This is a genomic window from Leifsonia sp. NPDC058230, from assembly GCF_042882245.1.
Taxonomy (GTDB): domain Bacteria; phylum Actinomycetota; class Actinomycetes; order Actinomycetales; family Microbacteriaceae; genus Leifsonia.
The window spans coordinates 44101-59625 of the sequence record NZ_JBHVWM010000005.1 but is presented as its reverse complement, the minus strand read 5'-3'; the positions used below and the strand labels follow the sequence as shown (position 1 = coordinate 59625).

Annotated in this window: 13 protein-coding genes; 9 read left to right on the top strand and 4 right to left on the bottom strand. The window is 69.5% G+C overall.

All coding sequences use genetic code 11. The features are described from left to right. Window positions 1-13: 13 nt before the first annotated feature. On the bottom strand, window positions 14-1063 hold the full coding sequence (locus tag ACFVV0_RS16335; RefSeq protein ID WP_387065360.1) for a zinc-dependent alcohol dehydrogenase family protein: 1050 nt from the start codon (window positions 1061-1063) through the stop codon (window positions 14-16). A gap of 221 nt (window positions 1064-1284) precedes the next feature. Between ACFVV0_RS16335 and ACFVV0_RS16330 the strand changes: the two genes are divergently transcribed. From ACFVV0_RS16330 to ACFVV0_RS16320, 3 genes are all read left to right on the top strand, one after another. Next, the gene (locus ACFVV0_RS16330; protein WP_387065357.1) at window positions 1285-2493 is read left to right on the top strand and encodes an imelysin family protein; all 1209 of its coding nucleotides are present in this window, start codon (window positions 1285-1287) and stop codon (window positions 2491-2493) included. Then, entirely contained in the window at window positions 2490-3767 is a 1278-nt protein-coding gene (gene efeB, locus ACFVV0_RS16325; RefSeq protein ID WP_387065354.1) for an iron uptake transporter deferrochelatase/peroxidase subunit, read from the top strand. Before ACFVV0_RS16330 ends, efeB begins: the two co-directional genes overlap by 4 nt. Before the next feature lie 65 nt (window positions 3768-3832). Further along, complete coding sequence (locus tag ACFVV0_RS16320; protein WP_387065351.1) at window positions 3833-5491, top strand: phospholipase C; 1659 nt, start codon at window positions 3833-3835, stop codon at window positions 5489-5491. A gap of 91 nt (window positions 5492-5582) precedes the next feature. Here the strand turns inward: ACFVV0_RS16320 and ACFVV0_RS16315 are convergent, their stop codons facing one another. Continuing rightward, window positions 5583-9440 (bottom strand): beta strand repeat-containing protein, encoded by a 3858-nt coding sequence (locus ACFVV0_RS16315; protein ID WP_387065348.1) that lies wholly within the window; start codon window positions 9438-9440, stop codon window positions 5583-5585. Between the two features lie 189 nt (window positions 9441-9629). On the opposite strand from ACFVV0_RS16315, the gene ACFVV0_RS16310 reads away from it, so the two are divergent. The 6 genes from ACFVV0_RS16310 to ACFVV0_RS16285 are packed head-to-tail and all read left to right on the top strand — an operon-like array spanning window position 9630 to window position 12419. Continuing rightward, complete coding sequence (locus ACFVV0_RS16310; protein WP_387065345.1) at window positions 9630-10079, top strand: DUF6916 family protein; 450 nt, start codon at window positions 9630-9632, stop codon at window positions 10077-10079. Continuing rightward, window positions 10079-10561: a GNAT family N-acetyltransferase gene (locus ACFVV0_RS16305; RefSeq protein WP_387065342.1), complete on the top strand. Its 483-nt coding sequence runs from the start codon at window positions 10079-10081 to the stop codon at window positions 10559-10561. The genes ACFVV0_RS16310 and ACFVV0_RS16305 overlap by 1 nt, the downstream gene beginning before the upstream one ends. Next, on the top strand, window positions 10558-10869 hold the full coding sequence (locus ACFVV0_RS16300; protein ID WP_387065339.1) for a DUF6916 family protein: 312 nt from the start codon (window positions 10558-10560) through the stop codon (window positions 10867-10869). Before ACFVV0_RS16305 ends, ACFVV0_RS16300 begins: the two co-directional genes overlap by 4 nt. Then, the gene (locus tag ACFVV0_RS16295) at window positions 10862-11368 is read left to right on the top strand and encodes a phage tail protein (RefSeq protein ID WP_387065336.1); all 507 of its coding nucleotides are present in this window, start codon (window positions 10862-10864) and stop codon (window positions 11366-11368) included. The genes ACFVV0_RS16300 and ACFVV0_RS16295 overlap by 8 nt, the downstream gene beginning before the upstream one ends. Before the next feature lie 16 nt (window positions 11369-11384). Beyond that, window positions 11385-11879 (top strand): phage tail protein, encoded by a 495-nt coding sequence (locus tag ACFVV0_RS16290; protein WP_387065333.1) that lies wholly within the window; start codon window positions 11385-11387, stop codon window positions 11877-11879. Window positions 11880-11897: 18 nt separating this feature from the next. Continuing rightward, a complete protein-coding gene (locus ACFVV0_RS16285; protein ID WP_387065330.1) occupies window positions 11898-12419 on the top strand; it encodes a phage tail protein in 522 nt (173 codons plus the stop codon). A gap of 27 nt (window positions 12420-12446) precedes the next feature. Here the strand turns inward: ACFVV0_RS16285 and ACFVV0_RS16280 are convergent, their stop codons facing one another. Then, entirely contained in the window at window positions 12447-14612 is a 2166-nt protein-coding gene (locus ACFVV0_RS16280) for an ATP-dependent Clp protease ATP-binding subunit (RefSeq protein ID WP_387065328.1), read from the bottom strand. A gap of 79 nt (window positions 14613-14691) precedes the next feature. Continuing rightward, a complete protein-coding gene (locus ACFVV0_RS16275; RefSeq protein WP_387065325.1) occupies window positions 14692-15234 on the bottom strand; it encodes a DUF6611 family protein in 543 nt (180 codons plus the stop codon). Between the last annotated feature and the right edge of the window lie 291 nt (window positions 15235-15525).

Sequence of the window (15525 nt, the reverse complement as noted above, 5' to 3'; positions counted from 1 at the left end):
TATGGGAGTGGCGTCAGGGACGCAGGAGCACCTTGATCGCGCGGCGCTCGTCCATCGCCGCATAGGCTTCGGCGGCCTCGTCGAGCGGGAGCTCGAGGTCGAAGACGCGGCCGGGATCGATAGCGCCCGACCAGACGTCGGGGAGCAGTTCCTCGATGTAGTTGCGCACGGGAGCGACGCCGCCGTTCACACCGATGTTGCCGTCGAAGAGGGGGCGCACCGGTAGTTCGGGGCCGCCGTTGGGCACGCCGACGTAGCCGACCATTCCGCCGGGGCGGGCCGAGCGGATCGCCTGATCCATCGACTCCTTGGTGCCGACGGCCTCCAGCACGCAGTCCGCGCCGATCCCGTCGAGCAGAGCCTTGACCACGGCCACACCCTCGTCGCCACGCTCCTCGACGATGTCGGTGGCGCCGAACGCACGGGCCAGCTCCTGGCGCGGTTCGTGGCGGGACATCGCGATGATCCGGGATGCCCCAAGACGCGACGCGGCGAGAACCGCGCAGAGGCCGACCGCTCCGTCGCCGACCACGACGACCGTGCTGCCCTCGGTGACCCCGGCGGAGACGGCCGCGTGGTGGCCCGTTCCCATGACGTCGGCGAGTGTCAGCAGACCCGGGATGAGCTCCTCGCGCGGGTACTCGGGCGTCGCCACGAGCGTTCCGTCGGCGTGCGGAACCCGCACCTTCTGGCCCTGACCACCGTCGGCGAAGCCGCCCAGTCGATCCTTCGACCCCCACCATCCGCCGTGCAGGCAGGACGTGCTGACGCCGTTGAGGCAGTTGACGCAGGTCATGTCGCAGTCGTAGAAGGGGGCGATCACGAAGTCGCCGGGCACGATCTTCTTCACCTCGGGGCCGACCTCCTCGACCACGCCCACGAACTCGTGCCCGATACGGTGCGGGTGGGTCGTCGGTGTGACGCCTCGGTAGGGCCACAGGTCCGAACCGCAGACGCAGGCGGCGACCACGCGCACGATCGCGTCGCCTCCGGTGCTGAGAACAGGGTCGGGAACCTCTTCGACGCGGATGTCACGTTCGCCGTAGATGAGAGTAGCAAGCATGCTTCCAGGCTACGCTCCGGCCGGCGCGGGGCGCTCCGACGGTCCGCTCCCGCCTGAGAGCCCATTCAGGCACGACCCCCATTCGGGGCCCACACGGTAGCGCCGACGTGAACAGACGGTGAAGGCCGATGCCGAGCGAGCCGGGCGCTCGTAGCATCACTGGTGCCGGTGAGACCGGCGCCGGCTCCACCCCCTTTCATTCCTCGAGGAGGCACCGTTCAATGTCGAAGCGCTCCCGGTTCGCCGTGTTCTTCACGGTCGTGGGCGTGATCATCGCGGTCGGTGTCGTGTTGACGATCGCGGTGCGACCGGGCGTTGCGAACGCGGCCCCGCATCCGGGAACCTATGCGATCTCGGCCGGACAGGATGCGTGCGGCGCCGGCTGGGGCAGCGGATCGAACGCCCACGTGCCCGGCGGAGACCAGACGTTCACCGTGACCAACGGAACGATCGCCGGCATCGAGGTCTACCTGCAGGCGGTGGACACGAGCAAGGTGTACCTCGACCTGGAAGGGCTCGGCACGGGTGCGCACGCGAAGGCGCGCGTGACGCTCGGCTCCGGACGCTACCGATTCGTGTGCCTGCCCGCCGACGCGGATCCGGTGCGCGGTCCGACCGTGACGGTCGGCGCGGCCCCACCGGCGGCGAAGCTGACGCCGGGCATCGTTCCCGTGACGCGGAACGACCTGATCCCGGTGGCGAAGGCGTACGGGGACTGGGTGGGCTCACGCATCCCGGTGCTCGCACAGCAGGTCGCCGCGCTCGGCGACGACGCCGCGGAGGGCGACTTATCGGCCGCACGCCGCGACTGGCTGACCGCGCATGAGACCTACGAGACGCTCGGCGCGGCCTATGGCGCGTTCGGCGACCTCGACTCCGCGATCGACGGGACGCCCGCGCCGGGGCTGACAGCGTCGACCGATCCCGACCTGACCGGATTTCACAAGGTGGAGGCCGCGCTCTGGTCCGGTGCTCCCGCCGCGGTCGTCGCAGCGTCGGTCGCTCCCCTCGCCTCGGCAGTCGACCAGCTCGGGACGGCGTTCTCGGATGCGGAGATCGACCCCCAGGACATCGGCTTGCGGGCGCACGAGATCGTCGAGAACGCGATCCAGTTCGAGCTGACCGGCGCGACCGATGCGGGGTCGGGGACCGAACTCGCGACGATCGACGCGAATCTCACGGGAGCGCAGCAGGCGTTGAATCCACTGACAACGATCCTCACCTCCCGTTACGACGAGCTCGGGGCGACGACCACGAGCCTGACCTCCGCCCAGAAACTCGTGGAGTCGTTCCGTCAGGCGGACGGCGCCTGGACCCCATTGGTGCAGCTGAACCGCAGCGATCGGGAGCGGCTCGACGCCGCCCTCGGCAACACAGTGGAACTGCTCGCCCCGGTGGCGGCGATCTGCGACATCCGGAGGGACGCATGAGCGGGACGACGAGCGGGACACCCGGGATCGGGCGCCGAGGGTTCGTCGGCACGGCAGTGGGGGCGGGCGTCGCCGCCGGGGTGGCGGCCGGCCTCGGGCTGGGAGGCGGGAACGCGGCCCATGCATCCGCTGCAGCCTCCGCGGGCTCGGCGGTCGGCGAGCGCGCGGCGAAGGCGGCATTCCCGTTTCACGGCGCCCATCAGCAGGGCATCCTCACCCCCGCGCAGCGTTCGGCGGCATTCGTCTCGCTCGACGTCACCGCCGCCACCCGCGTCGAACTCGCCGATCTGCTCCGCACGATCACCGACCGTGCCCGGTTCTCGACGACCGGCGGCACGCCGCCCGATCCCGGGCTCACCGCTCCGCCGCGCGATTCGGGCATCCTCGGCGCCACCGTCGTCCCGGATGGGCTCACCGTGACGCTCTCCGTCGGAGCGTCGCTCTTCGACGACCGATTCGGGCTGGCAGCAGCCAAGCCTGGGCGCCTCCGGACCATGGAGGACTTCCCCAACGACTCGCTGCGACGCGAGGTCTGCGACGGCGACCTCCTGCTCCAGGTCTGCGCCGACGACAGGGACTCGGTGACGCACGCCGTGCGGGAGATCGCCCGCGCCACCCGAGGGGGGATGCAGGTGCGCTGGCGGCAGGACGGCTTCGTCTCCCCGCCCCGCCCATCCGGAACCCCCCGCAACCTCATGGGCTTCAAGGACGGGATCTCCAATCCCGACGTCACGGATGCGGCGACCATGGGCGACCTCGTCTGGGCGAGACCGGGTGGGGTCGAGCCGGCCTGGGTGACGGGCGGCAGCTACCACGTGGTGCGACTCATCCGGATGCTCGTCGAATTCTGGGACCGCGTGAACCTGCACGAACAGGAGAACATGATCGGCCGGCGTCGCGACAGCGGGGCGCCGCTCACCGCTTCGCACGAGCACGACGATCCGCACTACGAGCTCGACCCGACCGGCGACGTCATCCAGATGGATGCGCACATCCGGCTCGCGAATCCGCGGACTGCGGCAAGCGCGAAGCAACGTATGCTGCGCCGGGCATACAACTACGACGCGGGGCTCGATACGAACGGCAACCTCGACATGGGGCTGATCTTCACCGCGTTCAACCAGGACCTCGAACGCCAGTTCGTCGCCGTGCAGAAGCGACTCGCCGATGAGCCGCTCGTCGACTACGTGTCGCCGTTCGGCGGCGGCTACTTCTTCGCGCTCCCGGGGGCGCGCGACAGTTCTGACTGGCTCGGGCGCACGATGCTCGCCTGACCGGTCGACCGACTCGACGCATCCGCGCCGACACTCAAGGGCAACATCCACAAGGAAGAGGAACAGTGTTCACCAAGTTCCGTCTGCGCTACGCCGGTCTCGCCGTCGTCGGCGCGACTGCACTGGTCGGCGCCGGGCTGCTCGCCGGTTCGCCGGCTATCGCCAGCCCCGACCATTCGTCGGCGACCCTGACGCCGATCAAGCACCTCGTCGTGATCTTCGACGAGAACGTCTCATTCGATCACTACTTCGGCACGTACCCGTCGGCCGCCGGCACCGACGGCACCCCGTTCAAGGCTGCGCCGAACACCCCGAAGGCGAACACCCTCGTCTCCTCGGGCACGCTGACCAAGAACCCCAACCTCTACCCGCCCAAGCGGCTCACCCCCGCCCAGGCCGTGACGTGCGACCAGAATCACGGATACTCGGCCGAGCAGCAGGCGGTCGACAACGGCAAGATGGACCTCTTCGTGCAGAAGACCTCCACCGACACGTGCACCGGGCAGTTCGGAGCGCCCGGACTCGCCATGGACTACTACGACGGCAACACCGTCACCGGTCTGTGGAACTACGCCCAGAACTACTCCATGAGCGATAACAGCTGGGACACCACCTTCGGTCCGTCGACGCCGGGCGCGCTGAACCTGATCTCGGGGCAGACGCACGGCGGAACCGCGTACGACCCGACGACCGGCGCGGTGCTTCCCGCGTCGACCGCGGTCTCCACGCCGAACGCGAAGGGCGTGGGCACGGTGATCGGCGATCCGGATCCGGCCTTCGACGACTGCTCGGACAACGACCACGTCTCGACCTCTGCGCTGGTGGGGATGTCCGGCAAGAACGTCGGCGACCTGCTCAACAAGCGGGGCGTCACCTGGGGCTGGTTCCAGGGCGGCTTCACCCCGACCACGGCCTGGGACGGCAAGTCCGGCGACTACGCCAAGTGCGACGCGACCACAACGAACGTCGCGGGAGCGGCGTCGAAGGACTACTCGCCGCACCACTCGCCGTTCCAGTACTACAAGTCGACGGCGAACCCGCACCACCTGGCGCCGACCTCCGAGGCCGCGATCGGCCACACCGACCGGGCCAACCACCAGTACGACCTGACCTCGTTCGACGCTGCGCTGCAGCACAACAACCTGCCGGCGGTGTCGTTCCTCAAGGCACCGGAGGCGCAGGACGGTCACGCCTCGTACTCCGACCCGCTGGATGAGCAGAAGTTCCTCGTGAACGAGATCAACGCCATCCAGAAGTCCAGCTCGTGGTCCAGTACCGCCGTCGTCGTCTCCTACGACGACTCCGACGGCTGGTACGACCACGTGGCCCCGACAGTGACGAACGGATCGAACGACCCCGCCGCCGACTCCACGGTCTGCACGACCGTCAAGAAGTCGGCCGGTGGCTACGCCGACCGGTGCGGCCCGAGCCAGCGCCTGCCGCTGCTCGTGATCTCGCCGTACGCCGCGCAGAACCACGTCGACCACACCCAGACCGACCAGGCCTCGATCCTGCGCTTCATCGAGACCAACTGGCTGACCGGCCGCATCGGCGACGCGTCGTTCGATCAGCGCTCGGGCTCACTCGGCGGGATGTTCGACTGGTTCCGCCCGCAGCAGCGCGAGGTGCTGCTCTCGCCGTCGACCGGCGCAGTGACCGCGGTCGTTCCGACGCATCCGCACTGGCCGACGCCGCCGCGTGGTGGCTGGTCCACCAACCCGTAAGGGCGGGCCCCACCGGCCTGCCGCAGGATGAGGGGTCGCAACACGCCGCGCCGGGCTCCGGCGAGACGGCGTGTTGCGGCCCCTCGTCTGTTCAGCGGCGGCGCGGGATGCGGCGGGCCGCGATCGCGGCGCCCGCGGCCAGCAGGAGCAGAGCGAGCAGGGCGAGACCGGAGACATCCAGGCCGGTCTTCGCCAGGCCGTTCCCCGGCGAGCCGGAGGCCCCGGAAGCGGCGGGAGTGGATGCGCCACCCGCGGCGCCAGGGAGAACGAAGTTGGTGCGCAGGAAGCGATCGGTGCCGTCGGGGGCTTTGCCGGCGGCGATGATCGAGTGCGCTCCGGCGTACCCCGCGGGGATAGTGATCGTCGCTGTGGCCGTGCCGAGCGCATCCGCATTCACGAGGGCGAGCACCACCGGCGCCGAGTAGATTCCGAACGTCACGGGCGCGCCCGCGGCGAACCCGCCCGCGGTGACGGTGAAGGTGTCGCCCGCCTTCGGGGAGTTGGGCACTCCGCCGACCGGGCCGGAGCCTGCCGGCACGATCGGGGGCAGGTTCACGACGGGGGCGTTGACGAGCACCAGGTCGAAGAGCTGCTGCACGGGAGGCTGACCCGGGGCCGACGCGGTGAAGGTCAGCGGGAAGGTGGCCGCAGCGTCGGCCGTCGTTCCGGCGATGGTCGCCGTGCCGTCGCCGTTGTCGGTGAAGGCGATGCCCGTGGGCAGGGCGCCCGACATCGTGATGCTGGTCACCGCTGGATACGCGCCACCGGTCTGAACGGTGAAGTCCAGGTTCTCGCCGCGCAGGACCGTGCGGGAGGCCGGGCTCACGAAGGTCGCGGGCTCGAGCACCGTGAGCGTGAAGGTCTGCGACGCCGGTGGCGTGCCGCCGTTGTCGGCCGTGAGGGTGAGCGAGTAGACGCCGCCCGACCGTGCCGCCGGCGTTCCCGTGATCGTGGCCGTCCCTCCGACGTCGGTGAACGTCACCCCGGCCGGAAGGGCGCCGGCGCGAGTGATCGTGGTCGCCGCCGGGAAGCCCGCCGCCGTCGTGACGGTGAACGACCCGGCAGACCCGACCGTGAATGTCGCGGCGTCCGCGCTCGAGAACACCGGCGGCTCGACGACCGTGAGCACGAAGCTCTGGCTGGCGTCGGGGCTGAACCCGTTGCCTGCGGTGATGGTGAACGGATGCGGTCCGCCCGATCCCGCGGGTGGCGTGCCGAAGAGGGTGCCGGTGCCGTCGTGGTTGTCGGACAGTGAGAGCCAGCTCGGAGCGCCCGTCATCCCGAGCACCGCATCCGGAACGCCCTGCGTTGTCACCGTGAAGGTCTGTGTTCCGCCGCTGCCGACGAAGGTGTGAGCCGAGTCGCTGCTGATGGTCGGGGCCGTGCCCACGGTCAGGTCGGCGGCGGTCGCCGCAACGCCAGCAGCGTTGGTGAACGTCGCCCGGAACGTCGAGCCGTTCTGCGACTGCGCAGCGGTGAACGAGTACGTGGGCGATGTCGCGCCGGCGATGTCGGCGAAGTTCGAGCCGTCGGTCGACACGGCCCACTGCACGGTCGGTGTCGGGAACCCGGTGGCCGTCGCCGTGAAGCTGACCGGGTTGCCCGCGTTCGCGGTCTGGTCTGCGGCCGGGATGGTGACGACCGGAGCGGACCGCACGGTGATGACCAGGGTCTGCACCGCATCCGGTGCCCCGCCGTTCGACGCCGTCAGGCCGATCGTGAAGACGCCCGTCGCGGTCGGGGTGCCGTCGATCGTGGCACTGCCGCCGCTGGAGTGGAACGCCAGGCCGGCCGGTAGTGTGCCGGTCTGCGTGATCGTGGTCGCGGCCGGGAAACCGGCCGTCGCGGCGATACCGATGCTGGCCGCGGTGCCGAGCCGGAGGGTCGCCGTCGCCGCGCTGGTGAACACCGGAGACTCGGGCACCGTCAGCGTGAACGACTGCAGCCCCTCGGGACTCACGCCGTTCGGCGCGTGGATAGTGAACGAGTACACGCCGCCCGAGCCGGCCGCCGGCGTCCCGGCGATGGTCGCGGTCCCGTCGCCGTTGTCGACGACGGTCACGCCGGACGGCAGCGTTCCGGTCGTGGTGATCGGACCGGGCGTCGGTGTTCCCGTCGTCGTCACCGTGAACGTGCTCGCCGTGCCGACCGGGAAGGTGGCTGCCGCTGCGCTGGTCAAGGCCGCAGCCTGCTGCACGTGGAGAACGAGGGCCTGCGTCACGGATGCCGGGGCCGCGGTGCTGACCGCGTTGACCGCGTTGACCGCCGTGAGCGTGAAGGCGTAGTCGCCGGCCGTTCCCCCGGCGGGCGTTCCGGCGATCGTCGCCGTGCCGTCGCCGTTGTCGGTGAAGGCGAGCCCTGCCGGAAGGGCGCCGGGACCGATCGACAGCGTCGCCGAGGGATAGCCGGAGGTCGTGACGGTGAACGCTCCTGCGATTCCGACCACGGCGGTGGCGACGGCCGTGGACGTGAAGGCGGGTAGTGCGCCGATGCCGACGGGAATGATGATCGGGGTCGCTCCGAGCGCAGCCCTGGCCGACCCTGCACCCGTGGCCGAGTTCGCGAAGAACGTCGCGCCGGCGGTGCCGTTGTGAAGAGAGTCGACGTCGGCGACAAATGCTCCCGCCGGGGTGGCCGACCAGGTGATCGGGAGCCCCTCGAATGCGCCGAGCGAGGCCGGGTCGACCGCGCCCCCGGCCGAGTCCGTGAGCATGCTCACCGCGATTGCCGACGAGGTCGCGGGCGGAAGGATGAGGCTGGGAGTCGCCGTTCCGGTGAGCGTCAGGAAGGGCGTGACGGTCGACGCGCCGGCGAGCGCGACGGTGTCGCATCCGGTCGCGCCGGGGCCGCTCGCGCATCCCCACCAGTTGTGCGCCGCGTTGGCGAGGCCACCCGCTCCGACGACGAGAGCCGGACCGCCGGTGTTGCCCGCGATGCGGTTGCCACTCGCGTTGAGCGTCGCGCTCCCCACATCGATCGCCGATGCGCCGGAGCCACCGCCCGACACCGAGTTCGCGGTGAAGGTCGACGCCGTCACGGTCAATGCGCCGGTCTGCACCCAGATGGCGCCTCCGCGCGCCGGCTGGCCGGCCGTGCCGGATGCCGCGTTGCCGGTGAACACACTCGAGTCGATCGTCAGCGCGGTTCCGGATGCGGCAGCCGGGTCGGCGATGAAGATGGCGCCGCCGCCGTTGTCGACACCGCCCGCCGACTGCGTCGTGTTGCTCGTGAAGGTGCTCCCGCTGACGGCGAGCTTCTGCCCGCTGACGCCCGCGACCGACTGGTAGTAGATCGCGCCGCCCTGGCTGCTGCCCGATGAGTTGTCCGTGAACTGCGTGTTCTCCACGGTCAGGGAACCGCCGACGAACTGGATCGCTCCGCCCGGCAGGTTCGTCGCTCCAGAGGCGCCCGAGGTGTTGCCCTCGAAGGACGAGTTCTGCACGACGAGCGAGTCGGATCCGGACGGGTCTCCGCCGATCAGGCCGCCCCCGCCGAAGTCGAGACCGGCTCCCCCGCTCACCGTCACCGAGTCGATCGTGACCGAGACGCCGCCGAGCAGGGTGGGGTCGAGGGTGAACACCTGGTGGAGTCCGTCGCCTTCGATGACCGTCGATGCGCGCGACGTGCCCTGAACCGTGACGTTCGCGTTGCCGTTCGCCCCGATCGTCAAGGCGCCGAGCGCAGCCGAGAGCGTGTAGGTGTCCGACGGGAGCAGAACGGTCTGCGCGCCACCGCGGTTGCTCGCGACGCAGAGCGCCTCGCGCAGGGTGACCGGCGTGCTCAGGGTCGTCCCCGAGCCGGCGCACGCGCCGCTGGCGTCGGCGTCGGCGTTGGTGTCGACGACGATGGCCGGTGCGGCCTGAGCCGGCTCCGCGAGTGCGATCAATCCAGTGACGGCAAGGGCGGCGCTGAGCACAACGGCTACCGCACGGGCGGCTCTGGATGCCATGGGAGGGGCAGACTCCTTCTGCCAACCCGGGTCGCTGGCTATAAATGCGTGCATTTGGAGCGTAGTGCGCGCGGGTCACCCGACGGGCTCCCCCATCTGGGGGGATCACGATTCGAACGCGCATCCCATAGGCTCGCAATCAGGCTGCGCCCGACCCGACTGCCGCCGCACTTTCCAAAGGAGAACGCCGTGTCAGAGGTGTCGCGTCGCACCGCCGTGCTGGCCGGTGCCGCCGGTGCAGGGGTCGGGGCCGTCGTGCTCGCGACACAGGCTGCACCCGCACTCGGCTGGTCGGCCCCTGGCGCACCCACGTCAGCCCGCAACCCGTTCGCCATCGAAGCCGGGTCCCTTCCGATGCGCTCGCATTTCGTTCCGGCCATCGGCGAGACCTTCGACGCCGTCGACGGCGAGCGGTCGCTGAAACTCACCCTCACCGCCGTCGAAGACCTCGCTCCGGTGCTGAAAGCCGACGACGAGAACCGCTTCAACCTGATCTTCAGCGGCTCCCCCGCCGATGCGCACGAGGGCATCTTCACTCTGCGCCGCAACGGAACGCCCACGACGACGCTGTTCCTGTCCCCGATCGGCACCTCGGCCGCGACGCAGCCCCTGCAGGCCATCGTCAACCGGCACGCCTGATGGCGGTCGCGATCCTGCGCTTCCGTGCGGGCGCCGACGGGGATGCGCCGTTCATCCGCGAGCTCTTCGCGCAGACCCGCGGCGCGGAGTTCGCCCTCGCGGGTCTCTCCCCAGATGCCGTGGATCAACTCGTCGACCTGCAGCTGCGGGCGCAGTCCGCTCAGGTCGCGGCCGAGCATCCGGATGCCCGGACGACGGTCATCGAGAAGGCGGGCACACCCGTCGGCGCGGTCGTGGTCGATCGCTCCTCCACGGGCATCCACCTGGTCGATCTCACCATCGCCGCCGGCCATCGCCGCGAAGGGATCGGGTCGGCCGTGCTCCGCGAGCTCGCCGCCGAGTCGGATGAGTCGGAGCTTCCGCTCACTCTGCACGTGTGGGCGAACAATCAGGCCGCGATCGGGCTCTACAAGTCCTTCGGCTTCGAAACCGTCGGCGAGCGCTCCGGGTACGACGCGATGCGACGGGAGCCGAGCGCATGACCGCTGACTACGAGCGCTGGTCCGCCGTCGTCGGCACGGAATTCGGCGCGACGGATGAGGCGGGCCGTCCGCACACACTGCGCCTGGACTCGTGCAGCCCTCTCAGCCTGTCCGGGGAGTGGGCGTCTTTCGTCCTGACCTTCGGCACGGAGTCGGACGACGCTGCGCAGGGAACGTACCTCCTCACTGCCGGCGGCGACCCTGCCGACGACCCCGAGGCCGTCTTCCTCGTGCCCATCGGCCGTCGCGAGGTCGGAGTCGACCTCGAAGCCGTGTTCAACCAGCGAAACGAGGACCATCGTGGCTGACTACTTCGTCGGAGAGATCCGGATGTTCGCCGGCGGATTCGCGCCCCAGGACTGGGCCTTCTGCAACGGCGCCCTCCTTCCGATCTCCGTCTACGAAACGCTCTTCACCCTGATCGGCACGACCTACGGCGGAGACGGCGAGACCACCTTCGCGCTCCCCGACCTCTCGGGCCGGCTGCCGCTGCACCAGGGGAACTCGAACGGCACCACCTTCGTCCTCGGAGAGAAGGCCGGCACCGAGACCGTCACCCTGACCGCGCAGCAGCTCCCGTTCCATTCGCACGTGCCCGTCGCCGGCACCGCGCCGGTGACCGCGAGCACGTCGAACACGGTCTTCTCGGCCTGGCAGGACAGCCCGTACAGTTCGGCGCAGCCGACCGTTCCCCTGAATCCTGCCGTGCTGAGCCCGAGCGGCGGTTCGCAGCCGCACGACAACCTCTCCCCCTACCTGGGCGTGAACTTCATCATCGCGCTCACCGGCGTCTACCCGACCACCTGACGGCTGGAGCACCTCGATGTCAGAACCGTACCTGGGCGAGATCCGCCTCCTGTCGTTCGGATTCGCCCCGAAAGGCTGGGCGCTCTGCAACGGGCAGCTGTTGCCGATCAGCCAGAATGCGGCGATCTTCTCGCTCATCGGCACGTTCTACGGCGGCAACGGCGTGACGGAGTTCGCGCTCCCGGACCTCCGCGGGAGGATTCCGCTCGGCGTCGGGAACGGCCACAACGTCGGCGAGTCCGGGGGCGAGCCGGCGCACGCGCTCACGCTGCAGGAGATGCCGCTGCACACCCACCTCGCGTCGCCCGCACTGGTCGCCACCGGCAGGGCGCCTGCCGGGTCCTTCTTCGCTGCACCCGGCAAAGTGACGTTCGGGGCGTCGCCCGCTGTCGCGATGAATCCGGCGACCGTCTCGTCGGTGGGTGGAAACCAGCCGCATCCGAACATGCCGCCGTACATGACGCTTTCCTTCGCGATCGCCCTGCAGGGCGTATTCCCCAGCAGGACCTGAGCTCGAGGAGCAATTCGCATGGCAAACCCCTACCTCGCCGAGATCCGCCTCGTGCCGTTCACCTTCGCCCCGCCCGGATGGGCGCTCTGCAACGGCCAGCTCCTGGGGATCTCGCAGAACACAGCACTGTTCTCGCTACTCGGAACCACCTACGGCGGCGACGGCAGGTCGACGTTCGCGCTCCCCGATCTGCAGGGTCGCACCGCGATGCATCCCGCCGCCGGGCTCCACGAGCTCGGAGACTCGGGCGGCGCAGAGACCGTGGCCCTCATCGCGAGCGAGATGCCCGTCCACACTCACACGGTGTCCGCTGTGGATGCTCTAGGCACCACGAACTCCCCGGCGAGCGCCTCGTTCGCCACCCCGCGCATCGGCCGGACGCCCGAGCCGACGTACGCGGCCGCATCCGGACCGCTCCCGCTCTCGCCGTCGGCCTTCAACCCGGCGGGCGGCAGCCTCCCGCACAACAACATGCCGCCCTACCTGACGCTCAACTACATGATCGCTGTGCAGGGCGTCTTCCCGCTCCGCCCCCAGTAGTCGGGGCGGCCCGGTCCGAATCCGGCCTCAGCCCTCGTCGCGGACGGGCTCGACTGTGAGCGCATCGCCGTCCGGGGCGATGTCGACACGGACGAGGTCGCCGTCGCGCACCTCGCCCGCGAGGAGGGCGGTCGCGAGACGGTCGTCGATCTCGTGCTGCATCAGGCGCCGCAGTGGGCGCGCGCCGTAGATCGGGTCGTAGCCTCGCTCTGCCAGCCAGCGCCGCGCATCCGGCGTCACCGCGAGCTCGAGCCGGCGCTCCTGGAGGCGGCGCATCAGGCGGTCGATGTTGAGTTCGACGATCTCGCCCAGCTCCTCCTGATCGAGGGTCTCGAAGATGACGATGTCGTCGAGCCGGTTCACGAACTCGGGCTTGAACGCCTCGCGCACCATCTGCTGCACCGCCTGCTCCTTCTCGGCCCGGCTGAGCGTCGGGTCGACGAGGAACTGGCTTCCCAGGTTGGAGGTCAGGATGAGGATCGCGTTGCGGAAGTCGACGGTGCGGCCCTGCCCGTCCGTCAAGCGCCCGTCGTCGAGCACCTGCAGCAGCACGTCGAACACCTCGGGATGGGCCTTCTCCACCTCGTCGAGCAGGATCACCGAGTACGGACGCCTCCGCACTGCCTCGGTCAGCTGGCCGCCCTGCTCGTAACCGACATAGCCGGGAGGGGCACCGACCAGCCGCGACACGGAGAACTTCTCCCCGTACTCGCTCATGTCGATGCGCACCATCGCCTTCTCGTCGTCGAACAGGAAGGCGGCGAGCGCCTTCGCCAGCTCGGTCTTGCCGACACCGGTCGGCCCGAGGAACAGGAACGAACCGGTGGGCCGATCGGGGTCGGAGATTCCCGCGCGCGTGCGGCGCACGGCATCCGCAACCGCCTTCACGGCCGGCTTCTGACCGATCAGGCGTCGCCCGAGCTCCGACTCGAGATGCAGCAGCTTCTCGGTCTCGCCCTGGGTCAGCCGGTCGACGGGGATGCCCGTCCACGCGGCCACGACCGATGCGATGTCGTCGCTGGTGACCTGCTCGTTGACCATGCGCGGCTTGTCGGGGTGCAGTTCGGCCTGCTCGGCATCCGCGAGCTCGCGCTCGATCGACGGGATGGTCTCGTACTCGATCTTCGAGGCCTCCTGGTACCGGCCGTCGCGCAGTGCGAGGTCGCGCTTCGTCTTCGCCTCGTCGAGCTGCAGCCGCAACTGACCGACCCGGTTGAGGGATGCCTTCTCGAGCCGCCAGCGCTCCTGCAGCTCCTCGAGGGTGGCCTCGCTCTCGAGCAGTCGCGTCTGGAGCTCCGCCAGCCGGTCTTTGCTGGCGTCGTCCTTCTCCTTCTTCAACGCGAACTCTTCGAGCTTCATCCGCTCGACGACGCGTTGCAGGGTGTCGATCTCGACCGGCGCCGAGTCGATCTCCATCTTGAGCCGGCTGGCGGCCTCGTCGATGAGGTCGATCGCTTTGTCGGGCAGCTGGCGTGCGGTGATGTACCGGTTGGAGAGGGATGCGGCTGCGACCAGCGCCGAGTCCTCGATCGTGACGCCGTGGTGCGCCTCGTACCGCCCCTTGAGTCCGCGGAGGATGGCCACGGTGTCCTCGACGCTCGGCTCACCCACGTAGACCTGCTGGAAGCGGCGCTCGAGGGCCGCGTCCTTCTCGATGAACTCGCGGTACTCGTTGAGCGTGGTCGCACCGATCAGCCGGAGTTCGCCGCGGGCCAGCATGGGCTTCAGCATGTTCGAGGCCGCTACCGAACCTTCGCCGCCGCCGGCGCCCATCAGAATGTGAAGCTCGTCCACGAACGTGATGATCTGGCCGTCGGCGTCGTTGATCTCCTTGAGCACGGCCTTCAGCCGCTCCTCGAACTGGCCCCGGTACATGGCCCCGGCGACCAGCGCGGACAGGTCGAGCGCCACGAGCTGCTTGCCTTTGAGGGAGTCGGCGACGTCGCCGGCGACGATCCGCTGCGCGAGACCCTCCACGACGGCCGTCTTGCCGACGCCGGGTTCACCGATCAGCACCGGGTTGTTCTTGGTGCGCCGCGTGAGCACCTGGCTGACGCGGCGGATCTCGGCGTCGCGGCCGATCACCGGGTCGAGCTTGCCGCTCTTCGCGATCTCCGTGAGGTTCACGCCGTATTGTTCGAGCGCGCTCTTCTGCTCTTCCTGAGTCGAGGGGGCCCCCTGCATGTTCGCCATCCGTGTCCCTTTCGTCGTACGGGCAAAGTTGAGTCTACTTGGGTCAACTTTATGGCGCATCCCCTTATTTCCCAGACGGCTACCTCTTTTCGGACGGCCTCTCATCGACCTGCGCGTGCAGCTCGGGCGAGGCCGGCAGGGTGTCGAAGATGGCCGACCATTCGGCCTCGTATTGCACCGGCGTGAGCTCGCCTCGACGGCGAAGTGCATCGATGCGGTCGAACTCCGCGAGCGTCTCGCGAAGCAGGCGCAGGTTGCCGAACTCCTGGACCTCGCCCGACAGGTACACGGTCGCGGTCGTGAGACTCCGCAGCCGGCCGCGGATCGGTCTGGTGATCCGTGCCCCGACCCAGAAGCCCGCGACATAGACGACGAGCATCGTCACGAGCACCAGCGGGGCAGGCCACGCCGATCCCAGAGGAGCGAGAAGCAGCACAGCGAGCACCGCACCGAGGATCGGCCAGGCGTGTGCGAAGGTGAGGGCTCGGCGTTCGCCGGCGGTGGTCCCGGGCGGGTAGACGGTCAGGCGGACGCGCTGCCAGGCGCCCCGTCCGGCAGGAGACACGTCGACGGTCCCCCACGGATGCGCGCCCTCGGTCAATTTCTGAAACAGAATGTGCATCAGTTCAGATTGCGACTCCGGCGCAGGCTCGGCGGCGATCCTAACGCTGTTGATACACGAACGTCGCAGACCCTAACGCGCTCCGAACGGCTCTGCCCGGCAACGCATTCCGGCGCCCCGTTTCGCAATCGAGGCGGGTCGGATGGATCCCGTTAGGGTTCGCCGCACACCCGCATGGATTGCGTTAGGACTTCGTTTCGGCCCCTCCGCTGGGAGTTATATGAGTCCGGGGTTTTCGGCACCATGCCGCCCCGGTTGGAGCACCGAGAGGTGCATCGCTTATCCGCGGAT